The 23,293-nt window shown below is 55.2% G+C and carries 20 protein-coding genes and 4 pseudogenes; 15 read left to right on the forward strand and 9 right to left on the reverse strand.

Going from position 1 to position 23,293, the window contains the following annotated elements:
- Positions 1-10: 10 nt before the first annotated feature.
- On the forward strand, positions 11-1,738 hold the full coding sequence (ggt, locus tag AC07O1_RS06145; RefSeq protein ID WP_495088225.1) for a gamma-glutamyltransferase: 1,728 nt from the start codon (positions 11-13) through the stop codon (positions 1,736-1,738).
- A gap of 75 nt (positions 1,739-1,813) precedes the next feature.
- Here the strand turns inward: ggt and AC07O1_RS06150 are convergent.
- Both AC07O1_RS06150 and AC07O1_RS06155 read right to left on the reverse strand, forming a co-directional pair.
- Positions 1,814-2,347, reverse strand: a pseudogene (locus tag AC07O1_RS06150) (IS3 family transposase); the annotation flags it as partial.
- Positions 2,340-2,465 (reverse strand): annotated as a pseudogene (locus tag AC07O1_RS06155) (patatin-like phospholipase family protein); the annotation flags it as partial. The pseudogenes AC07O1_RS06155 and AC07O1_RS06150, both read right to left, overlap by 8 nt.
- Before the next feature lie 294 nt (positions 2,466-2,759).
- Here AC07O1_RS06155 and AC07O1_RS06160 point away from each other — a divergent pair.
- Positions 2,760-2,975, forward strand: a complete 216-nt coding sequence (locus tag AC07O1_RS06160) for a hypothetical protein (protein ID WP_494991632.1) — start codon at positions 2,760-2,762, stop codon at positions 2,973-2,975.
- A 32-nt stretch (positions 2,976-3,007) separates the two neighbouring features.
- Positions 3,008-3,153, forward strand: a pseudogene (locus AC07O1_RS06165) (metallophosphoesterase family protein); the annotation flags it as partial.
- A 33-nt stretch (positions 3,154-3,186) separates the two neighbouring features.
- Here AC07O1_RS06165 and AC07O1_RS06170 read toward each other — a convergent pair.
- From AC07O1_RS06170 to AC07O1_RS06180, 3 genes are all read right to left on the reverse strand, one after another.
- Entirely contained in the window at positions 3,187-3,396 is a 210-nt protein-coding gene (locus AC07O1_RS06170; RefSeq protein WP_495088226.1) for a hypothetical protein, read from the reverse strand.
- 255 nt (positions 3,397-3,651) lie between these two features.
- A complete protein-coding gene (locus tag AC07O1_RS06175; RefSeq protein ID WP_495088227.1) occupies positions 3,652-4,518 on the reverse strand; it encodes a patatin-like phospholipase family protein in 867 nt (288 codons plus the stop codon).
- A gap of 236 nt (positions 4,519-4,754) precedes the next feature.
- Positions 4,755-5,363: a trimeric intracellular cation channel family protein gene (locus tag AC07O1_RS06180; RefSeq protein ID WP_495088228.1), complete on the reverse strand. Its 609-nt coding sequence runs from the start codon at positions 5,361-5,363 to the stop codon at positions 4,755-4,757.
- A 57-nt stretch (positions 5,364-5,420) separates the two neighbouring features.
- Between AC07O1_RS06180 and AC07O1_RS06185 the strand changes: the two genes are divergently transcribed.
- From AC07O1_RS06185 to AC07O1_RS06195, 3 genes are all read left to right on the forward strand, one after another.
- Positions 5,421-5,525 (forward strand): alcohol dehydrogenase catalytic domain-containing protein, encoded by a 105-nt coding sequence (locus tag AC07O1_RS06185; protein WP_495088229.1) that lies wholly within the window; start codon positions 5,421-5,423, stop codon positions 5,523-5,525.
- Between the two features lie 303 nt (positions 5,526-5,828).
- Positions 5,829-6,749, forward strand: coding sequence for a GGDEF domain-containing response regulator (locus AC07O1_RS06190; RefSeq protein ID WP_495088230.1), 921 nt, complete (start codon positions 5,829-5,831; stop codon positions 6,747-6,749).
- A gap of 164 nt (positions 6,750-6,913) precedes the next feature.
- Entirely contained in the window at positions 6,914-10,660 is a 3,747-nt protein-coding gene (locus AC07O1_RS06195; protein WP_495088231.1) for a response regulator, read from the forward strand.
- 408 nt (positions 10,661-11,068) lie between these two features.
- On the opposite strand, the gene AC07O1_RS06200 is transcribed toward AC07O1_RS06195, so the two are convergent.
- Positions 11,069-11,434 carry a nuclear transport factor 2 family protein gene (locus tag AC07O1_RS06200; protein WP_495088232.1) on the reverse strand — a complete coding sequence of 122 codons (366 nt, stop codon included), beginning with the start codon at positions 11,432-11,434 and terminating at the stop codon, positions 11,069-11,071.
- A gap of 112 nt (positions 11,435-11,546) precedes the next feature.
- Here AC07O1_RS06200 and AC07O1_RS06205 point away from each other — a divergent pair, with 112 nt between their 5' ends.
- Positions 11,547-12,509 carry an AraC family transcriptional regulator gene (locus AC07O1_RS06205; protein WP_495088233.1) on the forward strand — a complete coding sequence of 321 codons (963 nt, stop codon included), beginning with the start codon at positions 11,547-11,549 and terminating at the stop codon, positions 12,507-12,509.
- 498 nt (positions 12,510-13,007) lie between these two features.
- A complete protein-coding gene (locus AC07O1_RS06210; protein ID WP_495088234.1) occupies positions 13,008-13,388 on the forward strand; it encodes an alpha/beta hydrolase in 381 nt (126 codons plus the stop codon).
- 565 nt (positions 13,389-13,953) lie between these two features.
- On the opposite strand, the pseudogene AC07O1_RS06215 reads toward AC07O1_RS06210, so the two are convergent.
- From AC07O1_RS06215 to AC07O1_RS06225, 3 genes and pseudogenes are all read right to left on the reverse strand, one after another.
- Positions 13,954-14,079 (reverse strand): annotated as a pseudogene (locus tag AC07O1_RS06215) (lytic transglycosylase domain-containing protein); the annotation flags it as partial.
- 44 nt (positions 14,080-14,123) lie between these two features.
- Positions 14,124-15,626: an aldehyde dehydrogenase family protein gene (locus AC07O1_RS06220; RefSeq protein ID WP_495088235.1), complete on the reverse strand. Its 1,503-nt coding sequence runs from the start codon at positions 15,624-15,626 to the stop codon at positions 14,124-14,126.
- A 99-nt stretch (positions 15,627-15,725) separates the two neighbouring features.
- Positions 15,726-16,199 carry a hypothetical protein gene (locus AC07O1_RS06225; protein WP_495012328.1) on the reverse strand — a complete coding sequence of 158 codons (474 nt, stop codon included), beginning with the start codon at positions 16,197-16,199 and terminating at the stop codon, positions 15,726-15,728.
- Between the two features lie 144 nt (positions 16,200-16,343).
- On the opposite strand from AC07O1_RS06225, the gene gorA reads away from it, so the two are divergent.
- From gorA to AC07O1_RS06260, 7 genes are all read left to right on the forward strand, one after another.
- A complete protein-coding gene (gorA, locus tag AC07O1_RS06230) occupies positions 16,344-17,705 on the forward strand; it encodes a glutathione-disulfide reductase (protein ID WP_495088236.1) in 1,362 nt (453 codons plus the stop codon).
- Between the two features lie 42 nt (positions 17,706-17,747).
- On the forward strand, positions 17,748-18,260 hold the full coding sequence (locus AC07O1_RS06235; RefSeq protein ID WP_495088237.1) for a hypothetical protein: 513 nt from the start codon (positions 17,748-17,750) through the stop codon (positions 18,258-18,260).
- A gap of 301 nt (positions 18,261-18,561) precedes the next feature.
- Positions 18,562-19,185, forward strand: a complete 624-nt coding sequence (locus AC07O1_RS06240) for a glutathione S-transferase family protein (protein WP_495088238.1) — start codon at positions 18,562-18,564, stop codon at positions 19,183-19,185.
- Between the two features lie 381 nt (positions 19,186-19,566).
- Positions 19,567-20,502 (forward strand): transcriptional regulator CynR, encoded by a 936-nt coding sequence (cynR, locus tag AC07O1_RS06245; protein ID WP_495088239.1) that lies wholly within the window; start codon positions 19,567-19,569, stop codon positions 20,500-20,502.
- Positions 20,503-20,625: 123 nt separating this feature from the next.
- Positions 20,626-21,255: a glutathione S-transferase family protein gene (locus AC07O1_RS06250; RefSeq protein ID WP_495023799.1), complete on the forward strand. Its 630-nt coding sequence runs from the start codon at positions 20,626-20,628 to the stop codon at positions 21,253-21,255.
- 204 nt (positions 21,256-21,459) lie between these two features.
- Entirely contained in the window at positions 21,460-22,380 is a 921-nt protein-coding gene (locus AC07O1_RS06255; RefSeq protein WP_495023798.1) for a LysR substrate-binding domain-containing protein, read from the forward strand.
- Complete coding sequence (locus tag AC07O1_RS06260) at positions 22,380-23,291, forward strand: LysR family transcriptional regulator (RefSeq protein ID WP_495088240.1); 912 nt, start codon at positions 22,380-22,382, stop codon at positions 23,289-23,291. The genes AC07O1_RS06255 and AC07O1_RS06260 overlap by 1 nt, the downstream gene beginning before the upstream one ends.
- The last annotated feature ends 2 nt before the right edge of the window (positions 23,292-23,293 follow it).

Raw genomic sequence — 23,293 nt, forward strand, 5'->3', positions numbered from 1 at the left:
GGCTCAATAGATGAATTATGAACGTATTGTCGCGCCGTTAATTGCGACTGCTTTTCTTTTTAACCACACCTTTGCCCAAGCAGCCTCTCAGGCGCCTGCTGCCGCAGAAAATGGGATGGTTGTAACCGCTCAACACCTTGCTACACATGTCGGGGTCGATGTGCTGAGGTCAGGTGGTAACGCGGTTGATGCTGCAGTGGCTGTTGGTTACGCCCTTGCTGTGGTTTACCCGGCGGCAGGCAATCTTGGTGGAGGCGGTTTCATGACCGTGCAGTTGGCCGACGGTCGCAAGACTTTCCTCGATTTTCGCGAAAAAGCCCCCCTGGCCGCCACGGCCAACATGTACCTGGACAAGAACGGCAATGTCGTCCCCAACCTGAGTTCGAAAGGGCACCTGGCGGTCGGCGTACCGGGCACCGTCTCGGGTATGGAACTGGCGCTGGAAAAGTATGGCACGAAAAAACGCGCGCAGGTCATGGCCCCGGCCATCAAGCTGGCTGACGAAGGTTTTGTGCTGGAGCAGGGCGATATCGACCTGCTGCATACCGCCACCGATGAGTTCAAGAACGACATTCACGATTCGGGCTCGATCTTCCTGAACAAGGGCGAGCCGATGCAGGTCGGTCAGAAGCTGGTACAGAAAGACCTGGCCAAGACCCTCAAGGAAATCTCCGCCAAGGGCACCGACGGCTTCTACAAGGGCTGGGTCGGCACGGCCATCGTCGATTCGAGCAAGGCCGGCAAGGGCATCATCACCCAGGCCGACCTCGACAAATACAAGACCCGCGAACTGGCGCCCGTCGAGTGCGACTACCGTGGTTACCACGTCGTCTCGGCACCACCGCCGAGCTCGGGTGGCGTCGTGATCTGCGAGATCATGAACATCCTCGAAGGTTATCCGATGGCGGATCTGGGTTATCACTCGGCACAGGGCCTGCACTATCAGATCGAAGCCATGCGCCACGCCTATGTGGATCGCAACAGCTACCTAGGGGACCCCGACTTCGTCAAGAACCCGGTGGCGCACCTGCTGGACAAGGGCTACGCCGAGAAACTGCGGGCGGCCATCGAACCGCAGAAGGCCGGGATCTCCCAGAACATCAAGCCCGGCGTAGCACCCCATGAAGGCAACAACACCACCCATTACTCGATCGTCGACAAATGGGGCAATGCGGTGTCGGTGACCTACACCCTCAACGACTGGTTCGGTGCCGGTGTCATGGCGAGCAAGACCGGGGTCATCCTCAACGATGAGATGGATGATTTCACCTCCAAGATCGGCGTGCCTAACATGTACGGCCTGATCCAGGGCGAGGCGAATGCGATTGCCCCGGGCAAGGCACCGTTGTCGTCGATGAGCCCGACCATCGTCACCAAGGATGGCAAAGCGGTCATGGTGGTGGGTACGCCCGGCGGCAGTCGGATTATCACCGCGACCTTGCTGACCATGCTCAACGTCATCGACTACGGGATGAACATCCAGGAAGCGGTGGATGCACCGCGTTTCCACCAGCAGTGGATGCCGGAGACCACCAACCTGGAGAATTTCGCGGTCAGTCCGGATACCCGCAAGATCCTCGAGAGCTGGGGCCACAAGTTTGCCGGCCCCCAGGACGCCAACCACCTGGCGGCGATCCTGGTCGGCGCACCGTCGCTCGGTGGCAAGCCGGTAGGCAACAACCGCTTCTACGGCGCGAACGACCCGCGACGTAACACTGGTTTATCGCTTGGCTATTAAAGGTTACAAGGGCTAGAGGTTGGAAAAGGTTTTGGCGGTGAACTAGACATTCCCGCCAAATTTCGTACGGGTATTTTCATAAGTTCGGATATACGTGATATCGGTGACCCAGACTTTGTTGGGTTCACTGACATCGAATTGGCGCTTCAGTAAGTTCGGTGAGGCAACCGCTGGTTTACCGTCGTATTTTCCTGGTCGCCGTCGATGCCCAGTCTGGGAGCGCAGACCTTCAAGGCGCATCAACCTAGCCACTTGATGCCTGCCACATTCCTCACCAACCTCACGCAGGTCGTCGTGGATCTTGCGGTAACCATAAACACCATCGCTCTCCAGCCAGGAATGCTTGATCAAACCGAGCAGTCGCTGATCGTCTTTGGCTCGCGCAGATTTTGGATCGAATAGCCACGCGTAGTAGCCGCTGGGAAGAACCTTCAAAGTCAGGCAACGCCGCCGAATGGAGTAGTCACCCGCTAGCTTTAATAAAGGCGTACTTCAGCCGCACTCCTTGGAAAAGTACGCAGCGGCCTTTTTTAAGATGTCCCGCTCCTCCGTCACCCGCTTGAGTTCGGCCCGTAGACGACGCAGCTCAGCATTCTGATCTTCCCCCTGAACTACCAACCACCATATCGAATCGAAGATTGGCTTCGACCAAGGCCCGCAACATGCCCACCTGGACAGCACCCAAGCTGCCACCGCCAGCGAATACGATTGCGGTTTTGCTCGCCATGCTCGAAGTCTCTGTGCGGCAATGCGTCGAATCAGTGTAGCTGACGGGTCAGCATTCCTTTCGGGTGTTCGCTACATGATCGAGACGCCGCGAGCCTGCAAGGCCCGGCTCGAGGGTAGCGCTTTAGCTTCATTACGGATCGGCGCTACAAACGTAATTGACCTTCATGGTGCGCCCCTTCAGCTTGCGTCAAATCAATCGGAGTCTGTATTTCAACCCAGTTCGTGCAACTGAAACACTGACGAAACATTCCGGCCATATGATTCGCGTCACCGAAAGCTAGGAGGGTTGGAGATGAATCGGCCATCAAGAAGTATGCGCAAACTGCTCGACGCCGTTGCCACTAACAATGAGGCAGCGGCGCTTGATGTGATGCGTGCTGCCGAGCAGCTCCAAGATGAGGTGTTGCGGCAACGATTGCTTAATCTCATTCATCGGCTCAACCAAGACGCCAATGACTTGCGAATGGCGCGGGAGGATATCCAGGGCGGAGCCATCAAACTCGCGTGACCCGCATCCTCCACTTCTAAGCTCGTCCACCTAAGCCACGCATTGAGTGGCGCGATGAGCAGCTTTATCTAAATCCAGGTAGTGCGGGGCGACGACACTTCCAGCTGCCTGTAACGCAGCGCTGCTTGAAACATCTGCAACCTCCATTAAGCCTCGATTGATTCACCTATTCGAGTGACTCGTATCATCAATGGTGAAAAGGACGACCAGATCACTCAGGTGTCATCAGCACCGCGAGCGTCATGTTGAAGAACTCTTCGTTTCGGTCGATAGCGGCCAGAGCCCCGCGCACATTGTCGGCGACGTCACCTGATCCGCGTTGCTCGACCCGATTCGTAAGCTCCATGATGGCAGCCTCAAGGGCGAGTTGGTTTTGATTGATTTTAAATAGCAGGGAAGGGAGCAGGTCTGCATTCGACATTGTGATTCCTCCGCGGAAGAGGTCAGCGTAGCAGGAGGAAAAATGAGGTGGGACGCTTTCAGAAGGGCGGAGCACAATCTTGAGTCCGCGTGACCCAACCAGGCTGGAAATTGATCGCGGCTTTCCCGATGATGTAGTGCTCACGGGACACTCGGCATAGGTCAACATCGAAGTGGGGCATGCTCAACCTCTCCAGGTACTCTCGCAACATTGCACTGAGTGTTCAGGGCGTCTTTTATAGGTAATTCACATCACTCAATGCTCATGGGCATGTGAATGGATGGTCAGGGCACCAGGTACCTTGGTGCGTTCGAGCCCCCCACGTTCCAGCCACCGGAGGGTCTGCTCATAGGCGCGCTGCAGCAAAGACTCGGTCTGGTCAAAGTTGAACACCGAGACATCCACAGGGCACAAGGGCGGGACGATGTGCAGGCTGGTGAGAGTGCGGAAGTGTTCGATGTCGCTCACCAGTTGGCGCATGCTCATCAGATTGACGGTGTGCAGGGCTAAGGCGACCAGGCCTCGGGGTGGTTGCGTTAGGGCGCAACTCACCCCGGTGGGAATTACCACGACGTTTGTGGCTCCCAGGGCTACGGCAGTCGAAATAGGTGTATTGCTTGCCACGCCACCGTCAACCAGAAAATGATCGGCGATTTGTACGCAGGGGAACACCAACGGGATGGCAGCACTGGCCAGTAACGCCTGCTCGAGTTCGCCACTGGACAGAACCGTCTCGACGCCACTGAGCAGGTCGGTGGTGACGATGTGCAGGGGCAGCACCGCCTCCTCAATGCGATGAATGGGCAGTGCCTGACCCAGCAATCGGTACAAGGCTGCCGGCTGCAACAGAAAGCCACGCCGTTTGATCAGTCCTCTACAGGTATCGAGCCAGGAGAGGGGAAAGATGTCCGTTTTACTCAGGCCGCGCCAGAAACCGGCGAGCGCCTCGACACCCTCGGCGTCGGGCCTTGCGGCAAAGTAGGCACCGTTGATGGCGCCCACCGAAGCGCCCACCACCATATCGAATCGAACATTGGCCTCGACCAAGGCCCGCAACATACCCACTTGGACAGCACCCAAGCTGCCGCCGCCAGCGAATACGATTGCGGTATTGGTAGCCATGGTCAAAGTCTCTGTGCAGAAATGTATCGAATTAGTGTAGCTGGTGGGTCGGGGTTACTTCCGGGTGCTCGCCACATGATCGAGACACCTTAGCAGCTCCGTCAAGATGCGCGAATCTCACAAAGTTTCAGTACCTATTGTCCATTTGGCCCCGAGGCACTCGATAGCTCAACTGGATCAGTGCCACAGCGCTGCCAGCTTTCAATAGATCCGACACGGCCGTCACCCCGGACGAATTATCCCTGCTTGGTAGAGAAAATCGCTGGCATTTGAAGATGCCTGTAAATGGCCAAAAACCTCAGGCCGAAGGTGAAAATAAAAGCAATCCAACCGGCGATCCAGACCGACGGGAATATGTTGCGCAACACAACATACAGGGTGCATCCCAGCAAGATTGGCGTGGCATATATCTCACGTGACATCAACAATGAGACTCTTCCGGCCAGGACATCGCGTGCTATACCGCCTCCAATGCTGGTCAGCACGCCCATCATCACTGCCAAAGGCGCGGCAAGGTGGAATGCCAATACTTTCTCAGTAGCAGCCAGGCCGAACAGTGCAGCGGCCAAACCATCGAGATAGAGCAGCAGGCGATAACGTCGTTGTAATCTTTTAGTCAGAAAAAACGCCAATAGCGCAGCAAACAAGGCGGCCCAAATGTAATTGAAATCGGCAATCCAGAAGATCGGTAGACCCAGCAGCAGATCTCGTAGGGTGCCACCACCAATAGCGGTGATGATGCCGAGCACCACAGCACCGAACAAATCGACATCGGCTTTTTGGATAGCCAGCACACCGGTTATTGAAAATACGGCAATGCCTAGCATTTCCTGAAAATAAAGCATCCTGTGTTCCTTCATCGGGTTACCAATCGCCCAACAATGTTGAGACAGTAGCCCAAGATGGGGAAATCGCTTTTTCGGGCACTTGGGCTGGAAGGCGCGGGGCATGTCGCCGCTGTTGGTGCATGTGTCAGCAATGTGCGAGTAGGGGATCGCGTCGCCTAAGCGTGTTTTTTTGTACTAGGCTAGTGCAGCAGACTGGGCTGATAGATTTTTGGGAAGGGAGGGGAACTGCTGCTTATCGGTACAACGCAGCTCTTCTGCGACATCGAAGGCTTTCCCCAGTATCAGTAAATTCGTTGGAACTGTGAATCGCGGCAAGCGCTGCTTCTTAACGATAGCCTTGCAGTGACCCCATACACCACGTCGGCGGAAGACGTGTTGATGGCAATGGCACTCAGCGTGCCTACATGATGAAGGGGGCGTGACGCCATTACGGCAAACGATGATTACGATAGGGATGAATCGATGTCAGATCTTTTTGCCGAGCAGAACCTGATACTGATTGTTGACGACAGCGTCGATACGATTCGTCTGTTGAGCGGCATGCTCAAAGATCAAGGCCAAATACTGTTCGCCACCAGCGGCGAAACCGGTATTCGTCTGGCCCATGAGCGAAAACCGCAACTGATCCTGCTCGATGTGGAAATGCCCGGTATGAGTGGCTATGAAGTCTGCGCGGCGCTGAAAGGAGACCCAAGCACCTCTGGCTGTGCTGTCATTGTTATTACGGCACATACGGGGGTGGACAGTGAAGTCGCAGCGTTGGCTTCTGGTGCAGTGGATTACATCACTAAACCGTTCAATCCTCCGGTCGTGCGCGCACGTGTTCAGACGCACCTTCGACTGCAACAGCACAATCATTTCTTGCTTCAACTGGCGAATCGGGATGGTCTAACGGGGCTATATAATCGACGCTTTTTTGATGAAACACTCGCATTAGAGTTCGAGCGGCACCGACGGCAGAAAATGCCTTTAGGCCTAATGCTTATCGATATCGATCACTTCAAGGCTTACAACGATCATTATGGTCATCAGGGTGGCGATGAGTGCTTGAAGCGTGTGTCGGCTGCCATTGGTGCTACCACGAGAAGACCAGGTGAAGTCGTCGCACGCTATGGCGGTGAAGAGTTCGTGGTCATCCTGCCGCACACGGGAACATATGATCTACAAAAGCACGGGGAGTGGATCTGTAAACAGATTCGTAGTTTAAACCTCGAACATCAGTCCTCAGCAACCGCCAGCAGCGTTACGATCAGTGCTGGTTTAGCCTCCATTGTGCCTAATCAGAGCGATTCTATGCAGCAACTGATTGCAGCAACTGACCAGGCGCTATACCAAGCAAAGTCAGCTGGGCGAAATCGTGCGGTGATGAGTACGCCGAAGTGATTCGAAAACGCTGGCGGGTAGTCGTCAGCGGCAATAGCTTCGTATCTGGCTGAGCTACATTCTACGGGGCGGGCTTAGTGCAATGGCCCCTTGGGTATCCAGTGAGGGGCTTAGAGATATACCTAGAAAGTGCTTTGCTTGATGGTTAACCAAGGAGCAGCAGCTTGCAGACCAAGAAGAGAACGTCCAGTTTTTTTGCAGACGTGTGGTTTGTATGGCCTTGCCTGCTGTTTGTGTTATGCCTGACAACCACATTGGTGGTACTGGTCTCTGACTATCGGACTCGGCAAAAAGCCACCTCGGAACTTGATGCAGAAGTGGTCAGAATTGCCAAAGTGCGCTTTGGGCAGTTACAACATCGGATTGCAGACTTGCGCAACGATGTTTTGTTTCTATCCAAGGTTCCTGCGGTGTCGGGAATGGTTCGTGCTTCCCTTGCCGGAGGTATTGACGCCAAAGAAAGCGACAGCTATGAGGTTTGGAAACACCGGCTCGAACAACTCTACAGCGCATACCTCGAAACCAACCCGCACTACTTGCAGGCAAGGCTGATTGGCGTAGCGAATAATGGCAAGGAGTTGGTGCGTGTTGAACACAAGGCTGGAGCTGTGTTGGTGACTCCCGCCGATCAGTTGCAGTTCAAGGGCGACCGCGATTATTTCCAAGCCACCGGTAAACTGCGCCAAGGGCAGGTTTATACCTCCGACTTCAACCTCAATCGTGAGCGTGGCAAGCTGGAACTACCCATCGTACCAACGGTACGGGTGGCAACCCCCATCTATGCCGACGACGGCAGCCTATTCGGTATCGTGGTACTCAATATCGACAGCAACGCCATATTGTCCCAGGTGGGAGAGCGGTTGCCTGATAACTATTCTGCTTACATCGTCAATCAGGAAGGGGACTTTCTGCTGCACCCCGACTCAGCTCGCGCCTTTGGTTTTGATCTGGGTAAGCGCTATCGATGGGAGGATGAATTTAAGGCTGTGAGCCAGTCTGCTCTTGGCGAGGAAGGCCCTGTCCAAAATTGGAGAAGCCAGGCGGGAAGCTTGCTGCATGTTGTGCAGCATGACGAGATGCTGAGCGGTGAGGGTTCGGAGCGCCATCTGACAGTATTTATTGCTGTCAGCGACACAGCGGTCATCGAAAGTGTGGCCAGTTCGAGACAGATCACCCTGTTTACGATGCTGGTCATTTCCGGCATCGCTGCCGGCTTTCTTTACCTGTATGGAGTCAGTACGCGACGTCAGTTGCAAGTAATGATGGAGCAAAGCCGCCTTGCTGCCATTGTCGCCAGCTCTAGCGATGCCATCGTTGGTACAACACCGCTAGGCTTTGTGCTCAGTTGGAACGAGGCCTCAGAGCGCATGTTTGGCTACAGTGAAGACGAAGCAGTGGGCCGCTCGTTAGCAAAGTTGATTGGCTCGCCGGAGCTGATAGCGGAACAGGTGCGCCTGACGGCAGCCATTGAGCGCGGAGAAGCAGTCCCCCATTTTGCTACAACACGACGCCGACGCGATGGTACGACCGTGGACGTCTCTATCGCTGTTTCACCCGTCCGTGAGGCTGACGGTAAAGTGACAGCCGTTGCGCAAACAATTCGTGATATCAGCCAAGAAAAGGCCAACGAGTCTCGGATTCTCTCGCTGAACGCCAATCTAGAGCAGCAGGTCGCTGAGCGTACTGCCCAGTTACTGATAGCCAAGGATCGTGCTGAAGTCGCCAGTCAAGCGAAGAGTGAGTTTGTTGCCAATATGAGTCATGAAATTCGCACGCCGATGAATGCCGTGTTGGGCATAACGCACCTTCTGGCTAATACGTCTTTATCCACCGACCAAAATAAATACCTGCAAATGTTGCGAGGTGCTGGGGAGTCCCTGCTTGAAATTTTGAATGACATTCTGGATTTTTCCAAAATTGAGGCCGGTCACTTAGAGATTGTCCCCATTCCGTTCCAGTTGTGCGATGTACTCAATGCACTAGCGACCATTATGTCCATCAATGCCGTCAACAAGGATTTGGAGTTGGTGATCGGCGTCGAGCCGGATGTACCGCAAGCTTTTATCGGTGATGCACTACGGTTACAGCAAGTGCTGGTCAACCTGGTGGGTAACGCTATCAAGTTCACTGAGCGTGGGGAAGTTGTTGTGCTCGTGCAGCGGGTGGGGAGCGAAGAGGACATCGTCAACATGTGCTTCCGGGTGCGTGATACCGGCATTGGTATGACGAACGAACAACAAGCGCGTTTATTTTCACCGTTTTCCCAGGCAGATACCTCCATCACCCGTCGCTTTGGCGGCACTGGCCTTGGGCTGGCTATTTCGAAGCGTTTGGTTTCCTTAATGGCGGGAACCATCACGATGGAGAGTTCCGTCGGCGTCGGCAGTGAGTTCCAGGTAAATATTCCACTTCGACAAAAAAGCTCCATTGAACACATACAACATCCACAAAATACCTTGGGTGACTTACGCATTTTGGTTGTCGATGACAACGTGACCAGTCGTGAGTATTTGTGCAAAACGATTTTTGGTTGGAACTGGCAAGCCGACGGGGTGGCGTCAGGCGAGCAGGCGATAGAGCAGGTGCGCGTGCTTGAACGGCGTGGTGAGCTCTATGACGCGGTGATAGTAGACTGGCAGATGCCGGGCTTGAATGGGCTCGAAACCATGCAGGGGATCCGGAGGATACTGCCTACGTATACGCAGCCGATTATCATAATGGTGAATGCATTTGATCAGGGTAAGCTCATGCAAGAGCCTTCGTCGGCGGAGATCGATGCAGTCTTGATCAAGCCCGTTACCAGTTCAAATCTGTTCGATACGCTGCATCAAGCGCTGGCAGCGCGAATAGATCCCCAGGTGTCCGTCCAATTCAAAAGCGAGAGCTTATCTTCAAGTCTGCAATTGGATGGCGTGCTCCTACTGCTGGTGGAGGACAATCCCCTGAATCAGTTCGTGGCAACGAACATACTGGAACAAGCTGGCGCGATTGTGGAGGTCGCCGGCGATGGTCAGCAGGCTGTCGATAGATTGCGTGCCGATCCGCAGCGTTATCAAGTAGTGCTAATGGATGTGCAAATGCCAGTCATGGATGGTTTTTCCGCCACCCGAGTTATCCGCAATGAGTTGCAACTGACATTGCCGATATTAGCCATGACTGCGGGGGTATTTGAGTCTGAGCGTGAGCAGTGTGTAACCGCTGGTATGGATGGTTTTATCGCCAAACCCATTGACGTAAAGCAGATGCTGAGCACCATCCGCCAACATGTGCCGACTATCAGCCACGCATCAAAGACGCCAAAAACAATGACTTTAGCACCTTCGATTGACGACCTTTCGGCATTCGATGTTGGGCCGTTACTCGCCGTCGCCAAGAACGACAAAACCTATTTTGACACCCTCATTACATTGATCAAAAGGACTGTAGAGGACGGCGTCGCTCCCATCACTAAAGCGCGTATCGCGTGGCAAGAGGGGCGGAGCCGCGATGCGGCGAGCCTGTTCCACACACTGCGGGGAACCCTCGGTACGTTAGGAGCCAGGCGTTTTGCAGAAACATCTCTACAAATCGAATTGGCCATTAACGATAACGACAGGATGCGCGCCGACGCATTGTTTGGTGTGATCACGCTGGATCTGGAGGAAACGCTGACGGCTGCTAAACATTGGATTGCACAACAGGGAGTATCTGAAACGAATGAGAATACCTCTGCTAACTGGGATCCAACCCAAATAACTGAGTTTTACCTACTGCTCCAGCAACAGAGTTTGGATGCCTGTGAGCTCTACAGCGCTTTGCGGTCGTCGCTTCTATTACAGCTCGGTTACGATCTGGCTAAGGAGTTGGACGCGGCAATGGAGCGGTTGGATTTTCAAACAGCATCGGCGTGCATTCAGTCTGTAATGATCTAATGAAACCGCATTTATTTCGCTACGTTGAAAGCGGATTTTCAAACCATCGACTTCGATGAACTTCATGTCGTCTGAGTTTATCGATTTAGTCATGACGTGTTCCTCGGGTTGCATGCAATATCCCTGTGAGGGGACTTTTTGTGGTCATGCGATGGTTGCAGGCGAGCGCGCGCACTCGCGCAGCAGAAATCTTCGGTCGCCCGCCGAATACGACGCGCGCTTGGGCAGCTCGAAGCTCGCCTGCTGCGGGCGACAGAACGCTATCGACTCTGCCTCACCGGCCCTACACCAGTGCCGTGCGTTCGATAAAAAACAGCGGTGACAAGGCAACGAAAGCAACGAAATTGGAGGCGTTGCGTTCAAGGTCATCCGCATATGGATTGGCCTTCGCCACCGCCATATCCCCACTCAGAACATCGTGTTCGTGTTGTTGGCCGTTTCCGGCACCGGCTGCAGCACGTCCCAGTGTTCCACGATCTTTCCATCGGCATCGAAGCGGAAGATGTCCACGCCTGCGGTTTCCTTGCCGCCCCAGTCCAGGTAGCGCACGTGGATGAAAGCCAGGTCGCCGTCGATCGCAATACGCTTAACTTCGCACGCCACTTTCCCAACCTGCTTGATGTAGCCGGCGATGAAATCGGTGCCATCCGGAAACAGCGGGTTGTGCTGGATATACGGACCAGCAACTAGACCTGCCAGCAGTTCGGATTCGCCCTGGTTGAAAACACGCGCGTAGATGGTGTCGATTGCTGCCTGAATGCGATCTCTACTCATGGTTCCACCTATTGGTTGTTGTGAGCTGTATTGCATCAGTCGCGAAGGAGATGAACCATGTCTTAAATTTGCTAATACATATCAATTCGTCTCATTCTGCTAACATGAGGTGATGGACGCATTGAATGGTTGGTTGAAAGCGGTTCGGGCCGACGGCTTGGTGCTGGCGCGCACCCGCGTGGCAGGGCCATGGGGGTTTGCGGTGCAACCTTGTGAAGCCGTAGTGTTTCATTTCGTCGCGGAGGGACGAGCCTTCGTCCGCCAAGTGGATGCGGCAACTATCGAGCTGCAGGCTGGTGAAATGGTCATGTTCCCGCGTGGCCATGCGCATGAAGTGGCGTTTTCGAAGCGCGGCCGAGTCATACCGCTCGAATCCTTCCTCGCCCTGCGCGATGGCGTCCTCGACAGCGATCCGAAGGCCACCACATTGATTTGCGGTCAATTCAACGTGGATCAGCACCTGGCGCTTCCAGCACTGCGGGCGTTACCGCAGTCGGTGTCGTTGCGCGCCGGAATGGAGCCTGGCAGTTCGTCGCTGAGCGATACACTGCGCATGCTACGTCACGAAGTGGAGACACCGAACTTCGGCAACCATATCGTGGTGCGTAACCTGCTCTCGTCCCTGTTCGTTTACTTCATGCGTAGTTGGGCCGATGCGGCTTCTCCAGCGGCAAACGACTGGTTTTCAGCTTTGCGATCGCCGCAGATGACACGGGTTCTCGCGCGCATACACGAAGCACCTGACCATGCATGGACCTTGGAGGAACTCGCCAAAGAAGCTCGCTTGTCGCGTGCTGCTTTTGCCCGCAACTTCTGCGCCTTGGTGGGCGAGCCACCACACCAATATCTGACGCGTTGGCGCATGGGAATTGCCGCGCAACTATTGGAGGATACCGAGCTGCGACTTGGCGAGATCGCCTCGCAAGTTGGCTATAGGTCGGAATTTTCGTTCAGTCGTGCCTTCAAGTTGGCGCGAGGAGTTTCACCGATCCAGTACCGCCGAGCACAACAGAATCAAGCACCCGCAGGTCAGCGCGAGCCTGGGTCGGTTGCGACGCGATCCCTGCCAACGTAGACACCGTGATGGGTGTATGCGCCTCGGCCGACAATCAGATGAGATCCAGTCGGAAATGTCGTCATTCGGTGCCTCCTAAATTGGTGTTTGTGGGTTGCTGCAGTGCCTCCTTCACACTCTAGGATGGCAGTGCTGTTGCCGCTGCCCCAAAACTGACCCAGTAGAGGTTGTTCTGCCGACTGAAAACTGACCCAGGTGTTCAACTGCTTCTGCTCACTTTCCGAGCAGGAGAACACAGGGTGATCAGCACGGAAATGTTGGGAAAAATCCGGCGGATGAACGAAAGCGCAAGGACGAAGATGGTATCGAGGACGATGAACCGTTTTGATCTGCACCATAAACACCCTGCCGCATGCCTGCATGCGGTCGGGCCCGATGCGTCTTCAACCAGGACACTACTGCTAAGCTTATCCACAATTGCTGGGACAAAAATCAGCAATCCGCCCTGGGTCAATTTTCAATCGGCAGGGTGGGTCAGTTTTCAATCAGCGCCAACACATGGGCAACCGGACACTGTTGGCAGTGCTCGAAAACTGGGAGAACAAACCTGATGCGACACCAATCAGTCAGATTATCCTCGCAGCTCCAGATGTCGATGCCAAACGATTCAAGCAATTTGGACGTGTCTTCAATTTGTATGAGCAAGTGACTCTTTACGCCTCCCGCCATGATCGAGCGATTGCGGCTTCGCAGTTTGTTCATAGCTATCCCAGAGCAGGCGGCGCCAATCCTCCATTAGTCATGGATCACCTTTCGACTATCGACGTATCGAGCGCGGGCAGAGACATGTTTGGGTTGGGGCATAGCTACGTCGCCGAGGTATCGAAAATTTTTCGGGATCTTTTTTACATTGTGAGGCATCGCCACAAGCCAGACTAACGGGCGGGGATCTCGAAAAAAGAGGAAGGATATTGGGAGCTGACCTAACGACGCTTCAGAGCGAAGCGCCGCAAGATGAGTCGACAAGCGAGATCAGAGCGCGGGTCATCGGTGCCCCATGTTTTGACTTCCAATCCGCCTCTTTAGCATTAGTTAGTTAGAGGCTTTTTGAAACTTCGCCTGGCGCTGCCCAACTCCCTCTGGCTTACTATTAACTTGTTTTTCGCCTCTACCTGCCGTGCGACACGATCAGCAGTTCAGTGGCTTCGCGAGCTGGAAGCACGCAGCGGAATCGCGAAAAATCTGGGCTGTTTGCAGGCTTACCCGGCCGGTGAGGAACCGGCACGCACTTGGGCAACTCCACTGTGATAGACCTTGATGCGCTTTACAACCGCTCTGGGTGGATAGCTACCGGTGAGCGTGGAAGATCGGTAGAGCCATTCCCCGCCTGGCGTATTGATCGAGCGCGCAATCTGATTGCTTTCGTAGGGCGGATAACTCGCAAGCGTTATCCTCCGTGGAGAGGGTGGCGTATTACATATTCCGGGTTATGCGCCCTACGTTACTAACGATGGTTGCGATAGCGTTCGGTCAAGGACTGCACGAGGGTGACGCAGGATTGCGTCTCGGCGTAGGGAGGTACCCCGTTGTACTCGACCACGGACGCTTCGCCAGCGTTGTAGCCTGCCAACCTTCCAGCGACCTCATAGTCGGATGGTCGCTGGAAGGAGGGACTTAGCGTTTGACGCCCAGATCGATCTGGGTCATGCGGCTGCGAATAGTGAACACACCATCGCCCGAGAGAATCGCGCTACGCGCAAACAGGCGCCCGCTCTCCCAGTTCGACAGGCCCAGTTCCGGCTTGTTGAGGGCGTACTGGCCATCGACCCAACGGGTAATGCCGTTGCCGACAAAAGGCGCGTTGACCGCGTTGTAGAAGCGCTCATGCGCCGCGCCATCTTCACTGATCAGCGACACGGTGAACTGCGGGCTGTAGCGGTTGAACAAGGCGATGGCGTTGTCCAGGTCGTCGACGATTTTCAGGCTGACTTCCGGGGTTTCTTCCCATTCCCACTCGCGCCCCAATTGATCTTCGGGCAGCGGCTCGGCCAAGGCTTCGGTCTGATAATCTTCGGCGCGGCAGACGTCGACCTTCGCAGTCCTCCAATCGTAAGGCAGGTACGACTCGCTGCCCTCAACGATGTGCAACTTGCAACCTTCGTCCCGTGCGGCTCCAGCCTGTTTCAAGGCCTGTAGAAACAGCGGCACCAGTTCGGTGGCGCGGTCGCGGTGGATCAGGCACACGTTCAGGGTGTTGCAGACCTTGCGGTCCAGGGAGTTGCGCACCACAGCGGCAAAGCGCGTGGCATCGGCGTCGGCATTGGCGATCAGCCAGGCGCCACCGGTGCCGTGCAGGCTGACGGCGGTGCCGGCCTGCTGCGCGATGCTGCCCAACTGACTGACGGCACGTCCCGAACCACGGGCCACAGCTAGAGACAGACGTCGGTCGGCGAACATCGCCCAACCGGCGGCGTGATTGACGCTTTCCACCAGCGACACTGCGCCGGCTGGCAACCCGGCATCGACCAATGCCGGATTCAACGCGTGGGTGACAATGGCTTGCGCCGTGCCCAAGGCATCGCTGCCAATGCGCAGCACTGCGGTGTTACCGGTGCGCAACACACCGGCGGCATCGGCGAAGACATTCGGCCGGCCTTCGAAGACGAAAGCGACGATGCCCAACGGCGAGACCACTTGCTCGACTTTCCAGCCGTCATGCTCGACGCAACTGACCACTTTGCCACGGGTGGCCGGTGCATCGCGCCAGGCACGCAGACCGGCAATCATGTCCCGACGCATGCGCTCATCGGCCAACAGTCGTGTGGTAGAGCGCCCACGCGCCTTGGCTCGCTGGATGTCGGCCAGGTTCGCCGCCTCGATCAAGGCCCAGCAATCGGGGGTTTCCAGACGTTGGGCAAACAGATCGAAGAACCCGCTGATCGCCTGATCCGAGACCGCCGACAGGGCGCTGAACGCCGCTTCGGCGCGCTCGACCGCCACGGCAGCCGCTTGCTGATCCGCCACCGGGATCAACAACAACTCGCCGCTGACCTGTTCCACCAGCAGGTGGTCTCCGGGCTGGAAGCGTGCCGCCAGTTCGGGGCTGACCACAGAGACACGATTACCCGCGAAAGGGATTGGCGTGCCAGCGACTAGACGTTCGAGCGCAAGAGACATAAAGCGGTTTCACCATGGTGTGGACGGCCGGGAAGGGGACCGATCGGGTTTATCCGTAGCTCGGCAGAGAGCTGATTTTTTTTCCAAGGACACTGTTGGCTATGTGTCCAGAAGATTCTCCATTTTAACTTCATGCATCTCAAAGGACACCAGATGCTTTTCAGTACATTGCGATGCCTCCGCTAAACCCACGGTGCACTCGAACCAGGAGGTGTTTTGGAGACTTGGAATTTTGAGACTATCAATGACCTCGCATAAGACGCTGACGCCAAGCCTGATCAGTATGTTCAGAACAACGCCTCGCTGGATTATTTCACTCAGCACAATTAAGTCATGACATCCCTGCAGGTTCTCTAATTGCCCATACATGGTGAGACTGAACGCAGAAGCAGTTGACCCATTTCGGGTTAATGCAGTGTCCATCCAGGGAGTCCCCACATGATTGATGTCGCTCATTCCTGCGACGGTAACCCTTGGTTGGATACTCCAGCCATGGCCCTTACCGAATACGAATGCGGCTTTTTGCTGCCCCAATTGATGGGAGCGCTGGCTAGCGAATCTAGAGCGGCTCATGTCACGCACAGATCCAGCACGCATCAGAACAAGGCGTCGTTCCTGAAACTATGCGCCCCAATTTTGCGTGCATTGAAGCTTCGTTTTTCTCCCCTATAACGACATTCGGCGCCCATGTGTTGTGCGACCTTGCAGAGAATTGAGATGACCTACGACTTTGATTTATTTGTGATTGGTGCAGGTTCCGGCGGTGTCCGCGCAGCGCGTTTTGCCGCAGGGTTCGGCGCGAAAGTGGCGGTTGCCGAGAGTCGCTACCTCGGTGGTACGTGCGTCAACGTCGGTTGCGTACCGAAGAAACTGCTGGTCTACGGGTCCCATTTTGCTGACGACTTTGAACAGGCCGAGGGCTTTGGTTGGACTGCCGGCAAGGCACAATTCGACTGGGGAAAATTGATCTCCAACAAGAACCGTGAGATCGCACGACTCAATGGTATTTATCGCAAACTGCTGATCAACAGCGGCGTAACGATACTCGAAGGTCATGCACGACTGACCGACGCGCATCATGTGGAAATCAATGGACAGTGTTTCAGCGCCGAACGCATTTTGATTGCAACAGGCGGCTGGCCACAAATTCCGGATATTCCAGGTCGCGAGCATGCCATCACTTCGAATGAAGCATTCTTTCTGGAGCAACTGCCCAAGCGAGTACTGGTGGTGGGCGGCGGTTACATCGCCGTCGAATTCGCCGGCATCTTCAATGGCCTTGGTGCCGACACCAGCCTTCTGTATCGCGGTGATCTATTCCTGCGTGGGTTTGATAAGGCGGTTCGCACGCACCTGGTGCAGGAGCTGACCAAGCGCGGACTGCAATTGGAATTCAACACCGATATCGTCCAGATCGATAAACAGTCTGACGGTAGTCTACTGGCGACACTCAACGACGGTCGTCAACTGGAGACCGACAGCATTTTCTACGCCACTGGCCGGCGGCCGATGCTCGACAATCTGGGCCTGGAAAATACCCGCGTCGAACTCAATGAAAAGGGTTACATAGACGTCAATGACAACTTTGAAACTCGCGAACCATCGATCCTGGCGTTGGGTGATGTGATTGGCCGAGTGCAACTGACCCCTGTTGCAACGGCGGAAGGCATGGCGGTCGCTCGTCGATTGTTCAAACCTGAAGAATATCGTCCAGTAGATTACCGCCACATTCCCACTGCTGTGTTCAGCCAGCCCAACATCGGAACCGTTGGGCTGACTGAGGAACAGGCGCTGGAGAATGGCCACAATGTGACCGTTTTCGAAAGCCGATTTAAGCCGATGAAACTGACCCTCACGGATTCGTCTGAGCAGACGTTGATGAAGCTGGTGGTGGATGCTGTTACTGATCGGGTCTTGGGCGCGCACATGGTGGGTCCCGACGCCGGAGACATCATCCAAGGGCTGGCCATCGCGTTGAAAGCGGGTGCGACCAAGCGCCTGTTCGATGAAACCATCGGTGTGCACCCGACCTCGGCAGAAGAATTTGTGACCCTGCGTACACCTGTCTCTGGCAGATGACAGCAGACGGCCAATCCAAATACTTTTTTCAAGAGCGTTGTTATGAAAGTCCAATTACCTCGTTACGAAGGCTGGTCGCTGTTCGGTCTGCTGTGTTTGCTGATATTGGTGATGACGGCGTTGATACTGGCGCTGAATCCAGATTTAGTTGAAGGTCTACGTAGCGCAATCCGCGCCACCGCGCGCACCTCGTTTGCTCTGTTTCTTGTGGCTTTTACCGCCTCTGCATTCGCTGTTTTGGTACCGTCCCCGTTTTCCAAAGCGCTTGTGCGCGAGCGTCGTTTCATTGGTCTGGCATTCGCGTTCTCTCACCTGCTGCATGCGGTATTGATCTACGAGTACGGTCAGCTGAACACCAAGTTCTGGCCCGGTCGAAGCACTATCACCAACATCCATGGCACGCTTGGCTATTTATTTATCCTGTGGATGACAATTACGTCCTTCAAGACCACCACACGATTGCCGTTTAGCATCATGTTTTCGGCAATTGCCATTCGGGTTGTGGGTAAGCTCGCACAGAAGAACAAACGGAATCAGCCTCGCGCTTTTGCTTGAAATCGATTTGGTTTGAGCGGAGCAGGGGAGAGCGTATGTCGATAAATATGGTCGTGAACACTCCGTTCACTCGTCATTGGATTGGTCTAAATTGAATGGGCTTGCCTAGGTGTACGTCACCATCAACATCGGTTACAGCACCGTCAAATTGACGTTGACCTCCCTCGCGGCTTTCATGCCTCCGTTGCTCCCGTATACCGACAAGCTCGTTTGATGTGTTACAGACTCGGTTCCTCTGGCATCGCAACACTGCTTACAAGCCAGGGGCTCGATAACGTCCATCTATGTTGGAGCAAGCGTCATGAGCCTTACTCTCTACGGTTTTGACGGCAGTCCATACGTTCGTACGGTGAAAATGCTGCTGAAGGAAAAAGGAGCGGAATTCAATCAGTTACAGGTTAACGTGATGAAAGGTGAACCGCATCATCCGGAACACCTCGCACGGAATGCGTTCGGGAAAGTGCCGGTCATCGATCACGACGATTTCAGGGTGATCGAAACAAGCGCGATCATGAGCTATCTGGATGAAGTTCTGCCTGGGACTTCACTGACGCCCAAAACTGCTCGGGACCGCGCCAGGAGCCATATGGCTCAGGCAATCTACGATTCCTATGGTTATGGTTCGATGGTCGCCGTCTTCGGTTATTACCTGTTCCCTGACTTCATTGGCGGGCAGAACGACGCCTCTCGCCTTCAAGGCATCGAGAAATCGAAACTGGTGCTCAGCGAGTTGATGAAGATCAAAGGCAACGATCCGTTTGTGGGTGGGCCCGCATTGAGCATCGGCGACCTGTACCTGGCACCGGCATGTGCTTACTTATCGATGACGCCGGACGCAGAGGAAATATTTGCCACCAAAGGCTTCGCAGACTGGTGGACACGAATTCAGGAACTGCCCAGCTTCAAGGCCACACCACCGCAATAGTTTGTAGGGTGATCTAAGAAATTTTGCCCTGCGCAACGACGGAGCGTCACCCTTCGATAAGCTTGGATCTGACATTCAAAATCCCTCTTTGACGTTTTTACACATCCTCGATTGAGGTTGTGTAAAAACGTTTTTCTGCGACTGGAGTCCAGTTTGTTTTTCGCGTCGCACATCAATCCGCCGGAATAACCTTCGGCAGTCTACTAAGTCCAACCATACCCATTTTGGTGCGTGGACCCAGTTTGGTGCTTTGCATTTCATAACACCGTTTAACATCTCTTTACTCGTTGCCACGTGTTCGGACGCTCATAGTTTTCCCTTCTCCCGCTCATAACATGATCAGGTGTCACTGATCTCGTTGCCAGCCCACGGAGTTGAAAAATGACAGACCAATCTCCGCTTTCCCATGATGAGGCGACGCGCCGTAGCCTAGTGCTAATCGGCCTTGGCGCAGCCATTGCCACCGTGTTGCCAGAGTCTGCTCAAGCACAAACGGCTGAACCGGCAAAATCGCACAACGTCCCATCCAACACGATCACCACCCGCGACGTGCTGTTCGACCGGACCTCGCGCACGGTAGAACCTACCGATGCGGGGCAGGCCTACATCGAATGTGCGCGTCGCGTATTGGTTGAGTTGGAAGCTGGCAAGCGTGCATTGCACGATGTAAAGGATCTGTCCCGCGGGACCCTGCGCCTGGCCATGACACCGACGTTCATGGCGTACCTGGTAGGACCGTTGATGCGCGACTACATGTATCTCTATCCAAATATCCATCTGGAGATCTTTGAACTCTCCATGGCCGATATCGAAACCGGCCTGGCGGACGACTCACTGGATATCGCCATTGCGTTTGATGAGGTGAGAAACCCGGACATCGAAACGATCCCGGCTTTTATTGAAACCCTGGGGCTGGTGGTGGGGCGGGATCATCCGTTATACGACTGTAAGAAACCGTTGACCGCCGAGCAGGTCGCTCAACTGGACTTTGCGTTGCTGACTCCCGACTTCGCCACCCGCATCTGTATTGACGAGTACTTCGCCAAGACGCAGATCACACCCAAGGTGGTGATCGAGGTCAATTCGGTCAACACTTTGCTGGAAGTCATGCGGCACACGGCGGTCGCCACTATTCTTCCGGAACCCATCGCTACCCAGGACCGAGCCCTGCGCAGGATCGCGCTACTGGACAAGGGGCCACGGCGCGGAGCCGCCCTGTTACGGCGTAAAAACAACTATCACAGCGCGGCGTCAGTCGCCTTTATGGACCTGATGTTGGGAGTGTCGGTACGGGCAGTAGCTTCGGCAAAAAAATGATCATTACACGCAATGAAATGCTGGATTGTAATTGCTGGTCATTCCGCTGTTTATGAGAGGAGGGGAAGATAACTCCATCGACGCGATCACCGGGTCGAACTCAAACAACAATCGGAGCACGTCATGTCCCAGCAAGCGATCAAACTTTATCGTCACCCTTTGTCTGGCCACTCTCATCGGGTCGAACTGATGCTGTCCCTGCTGGGACTGCCAACCGAACTGGTATTCGTGGATCTGATGAAGGGCGCGCACAAAACGCCTGACTTCCTGGCTCTCAACCGCTTTGGCCAAGTGCCGGTGATCGATGACAACGGCACCGTCCTGGCTGACTCCAACGCCATCGTGGTTTATCTCGCCGCCAAATATGGCAAGGGCCAATGGCTGCCGACCGACCCGGTAGAGCAAGCCAAGGTTCAACGCTGGTTGTCGGTGGCCGCCGGTCAAATCAATTCGGGCCCTGCCACCGCGCGATTGATCACCGTGTTTGGTGCCGGTTATGACGCCGAAGAAACGATCAAACGTTCTCATGCCCTGCTCAAGATCATGGAGGAGGAGCTGGGTCAGAGCAAATTCCTGGCCGGCGACAAGCCGACCGTCGCCGATGTTGCTGCCTACACTTACGTGTCCCACGCACCGGAAGGTAACGTGGCGCTGACTGAATACCCGAATGTCCGTGCCTGGTTGAGCAGCATCGAAGGGTTGCCGAACTTCGTTGGCATGCAACGTACTGCTGTAGGCTTGCAAGAGGCTTGACTCGATTCTGAAGGAGCTTGCCGGGAGAATAATTCCGGCCAGTTCCTTTTCATCTGTTTCGCAGTTCTCCCAGGACGCTTTGCGTACATGCAGCCAGCCCGACGGCGCGTGCGAAAGTCGCTGTAGCCGACGATACTGGCAATCAGGTCTTCCCGCGCAAGCGGCCAGATACCTCGCTGTCCTCTCATCAAGACAGGGGCGACTATGGATCGTTTTCAAGAAATGCAGATATTCATGGCCGTAGCCGAGGAAGAAGGCTTTGCCGCCGCCGCCCGCCTGTTGAATATCTCTCCCCCCAGCGTGACCCGTGCCATCGCCGCGATGGAGGAGCGAATCGGCACACAGCTCCTTTCTCGAACCACTCGCAGCCTGCATCTCACCGAAGCGGGTCAACGCTATCTCGAGGATTGTCGGCGTATCCTCAGTGATATCGACGAGGCGGAGGAAGCGGCTGCTGGTAGTTACTCGATACCGTGCGGGCATTTAACCGTGACCGCGTCGGTGCTGTTTGGTGAGTTGTACATTGCGCCGCTGCTGGCCGACTACGTAGATCAATATCCCTCGGTGCATCTCAATGCCTTGCTGGTTGACCGTGTGGTTAACATGGCCGATGAGGGTATCGATGTGGCCATCCGCATTGGTCATTTGCACGAGACCAATCAGCACACCATCAAAGTCGGCGAAGTACGCCAGGTGATCTGCGGTACCCCCGATTATTTCGAACGCTACGGCAGGCCGCGTCATCCCGGAGAACTCAGTACCGCCAACATCGTCATGTCTTCGGCCAGCCATTTGCTGAGCGACTGGCAATTCGTCAACGACGGCAACGCCCTGAGCTTTCGATTCGAACCGCGATTGGTGGTCACCGCCAATCAGGCCGCGATCAATATCGCCAGCCTGGGCTGGGGCGTGACGCGGGTGTTGTCCTATCAGGTGGCCAGACAGGTGGCGGCTGGCGAACTGGAATTGGTGCTGGAGGACTTCGAACCGCCTGCGCTGCCCATTCAAGTGGTCTACCTCAAGAGCACCCGAATACCGGCAAAGGTTCGTACCTTCGTGGATTTTCTCGCGGATCGACTCGGCAAGGATTCGGCGCTCAAGGCTGCGGTGAAGGGTTCCAACTGATGGATCGCTACCATGAAATGCTGATGTTCGAAGCGTTATCGGAGCGTCCCAGTCTGGCTGCTGCGGCCCGTCGTCTGGATGTGTCCGGACCTACGGTCGTTCGCGCCATTGCACGGCTGGAGGAACGTCTTGGCGTGCCTCTGTTACTTCGAAGCACCCGCGGGGTGTCGCTGACCGAGGCCGGCGCCGGCTTCATGGTCGATTGTTCACGCATTCTCAAGGCCATCGAAGACGCAGAGGCTTCGGCCAAGGGCTTACACGTTCAGGCCCAAGGCAATCTCACGGTGCTGATGCCTTTGCTGTTCAGTCGTTATGTCATGACCTCGATTCTGACGGACTACATGAGTCTGTATCCTGAGGTAAAAGTCTTTGCGCAATACCATGATCGTTTTCCGAACATGAATGAGGAGGGCATCGATGTGGCGGTGCTGATCGGCAATCTACCAAGTTCGTCATTGATCGCACGACAGGTGGGCTATGTACGCTCGATGGCATGCAGCAGCCCTGCTTATCTGGCTGCTCACGGTGAGCCCGGCGTACCTGAGGATCTGCAAAATCATCGACTGGTCGCCACCCATGCTTATCGAGACTGGGTCCAGTGGGACTTCCACCACGACGGTGAGGTGAATCACTTAAAAGCCCGGACACGGATCAGTTGCGCGACAGTACAGGCGGCCATCGATGCAACCGCTCATGGCGCCGGCATTACCCGTTGTCTTAGCTATCCGTTGTACGAGTATTTGAACACTGGGCGATTGCGGCGTGTGTTGCAGCCCTATGAGTTACCGGCGCTGCCGGTGCACGTGGTGTACCGCGAAGGGCGCAAGGCCTCGATGCGGGTGCGCAGTTTTGTTGACCACATCGTCGACGGCCTGCGCGAGCATCCGGCCATGCAGCCGGATGTTCTTTGAAC

It is taken from the genome of Pseudomonas sp. GW821-FHT07G10 (assembly GCF_059418545.1).

Bases quoted from the DNA above. Each gene is read 5' to 3' on its own strand.
- AC07O1_RS06210 (WP_495088234.1), top strand. From the start codon at position 13,008: ATGGGCAACCGGACACTGTTGGCAGTGCTCGAAAACTGGGAGAACAAA.
- AC07O1_RS06160 (WP_494991632.1), top strand. From the start codon at position 2,760: ATGAATCGGCCATCAAGAAGTATGCGCAAACTGCTCGACGCCGTTGCC.
- AC07O1_RS06255 (WP_495023798.1), top strand. From the start codon at position 21,460: ATGGATCGTTTTCAAGAAATGCAGATATTCATGGCCGTAGCCGAGGAA.
- AC07O1_RS06250 (WP_495023799.1), top strand. From the start codon at position 20,626: ATGTCCCAGCAAGCGATCAAACTTTATCGTCACCCTTTGTCTGGCCAC.
- AC07O1_RS06260 (WP_495088240.1), top strand. From the start codon at position 22,380: ATGGATCGCTACCATGAAATGCTGATGTTCGAAGCGTTATCGGAGCGT.
- AC07O1_RS06190 (WP_495088230.1), top strand. From the start codon at position 5,829: ATGTCAGATCTTTTTGCCGAGCAGAACCTGATACTGATTGTTGACGAC.
- gorA (WP_495088236.1), top strand. From the start codon at position 16,344: ATGACCTACGACTTTGATTTATTTGTGATTGGTGCAGGTTCCGGCGGT.
- AC07O1_RS06235 (WP_495088237.1), top strand. From the start codon at position 17,748: ATGAAAGTCCAATTACCTCGTTACGAAGGCTGGTCGCTGTTCGGTCTG.
- AC07O1_RS06225 (WP_495012328.1), bottom strand. From the start codon at position 16,199: ATGAGCCGCTCTAGATTCGCTAGCCAGCGCTCCCATCAATTGGGGCAG.
- AC07O1_RS06240 (WP_495088238.1), top strand. From the start codon at position 18,562: ATGAGCCTTACTCTCTACGGTTTTGACGGCAGTCCATACGTTCGTACG.
- ggt (WP_495088225.1), top strand. From the start codon at position 11: ATGAATTATGAACGTATTGTCGCGCCGTTAATTGCGACTGCTTTTCTT.
- AC07O1_RS06205 (WP_495088233.1), top strand. From the start codon at position 11,547: ATGGACGCATTGAATGGTTGGTTGAAAGCGGTTCGGGCCGACGGCTTG.
- AC07O1_RS06175 (WP_495088227.1), bottom strand. From the start codon at position 4,518: ATGGCTACCAATACCGCAATCGTATTCGCTGGCGGCGGCAGCTTGGGT.
- AC07O1_RS06180 (WP_495088228.1), bottom strand. From the start codon at position 5,363: ATGCTTTATTTTCAGGAAATGCTAGGCATTGCCGTATTTTCAATAACC.
- AC07O1_RS06185 (WP_495088229.1), top strand. From the start codon at position 5,421: ATGGGGAAATCGCTTTTTCGGGCACTTGGGCTGGAAGGCGCGGGGCAT.
- cynR (WP_495088239.1), top strand. From the start codon at position 19,567: ATGACAGACCAATCTCCGCTTTCCCATGATGAGGCGACGCGCCGTAGC.
- AC07O1_RS06170 (WP_495088226.1), bottom strand. From the start codon at position 3,396: ATGTCGAATGCAGACCTGCTCCCTTCCCTGCTATTTAAAATCAATCAA.
- AC07O1_RS06200 (WP_495088232.1), bottom strand. From the start codon at position 11,434: ATGAGTAGAGATCGCATTCAGGCAGCAATCGACACCATCTACGCGCGT.
- AC07O1_RS06220 (WP_495088235.1), bottom strand. From the start codon at position 15,626: ATGTCTCTTGCGCTCGAACGTCTAGTCGCTGGCACGCCAATCCCTTTC.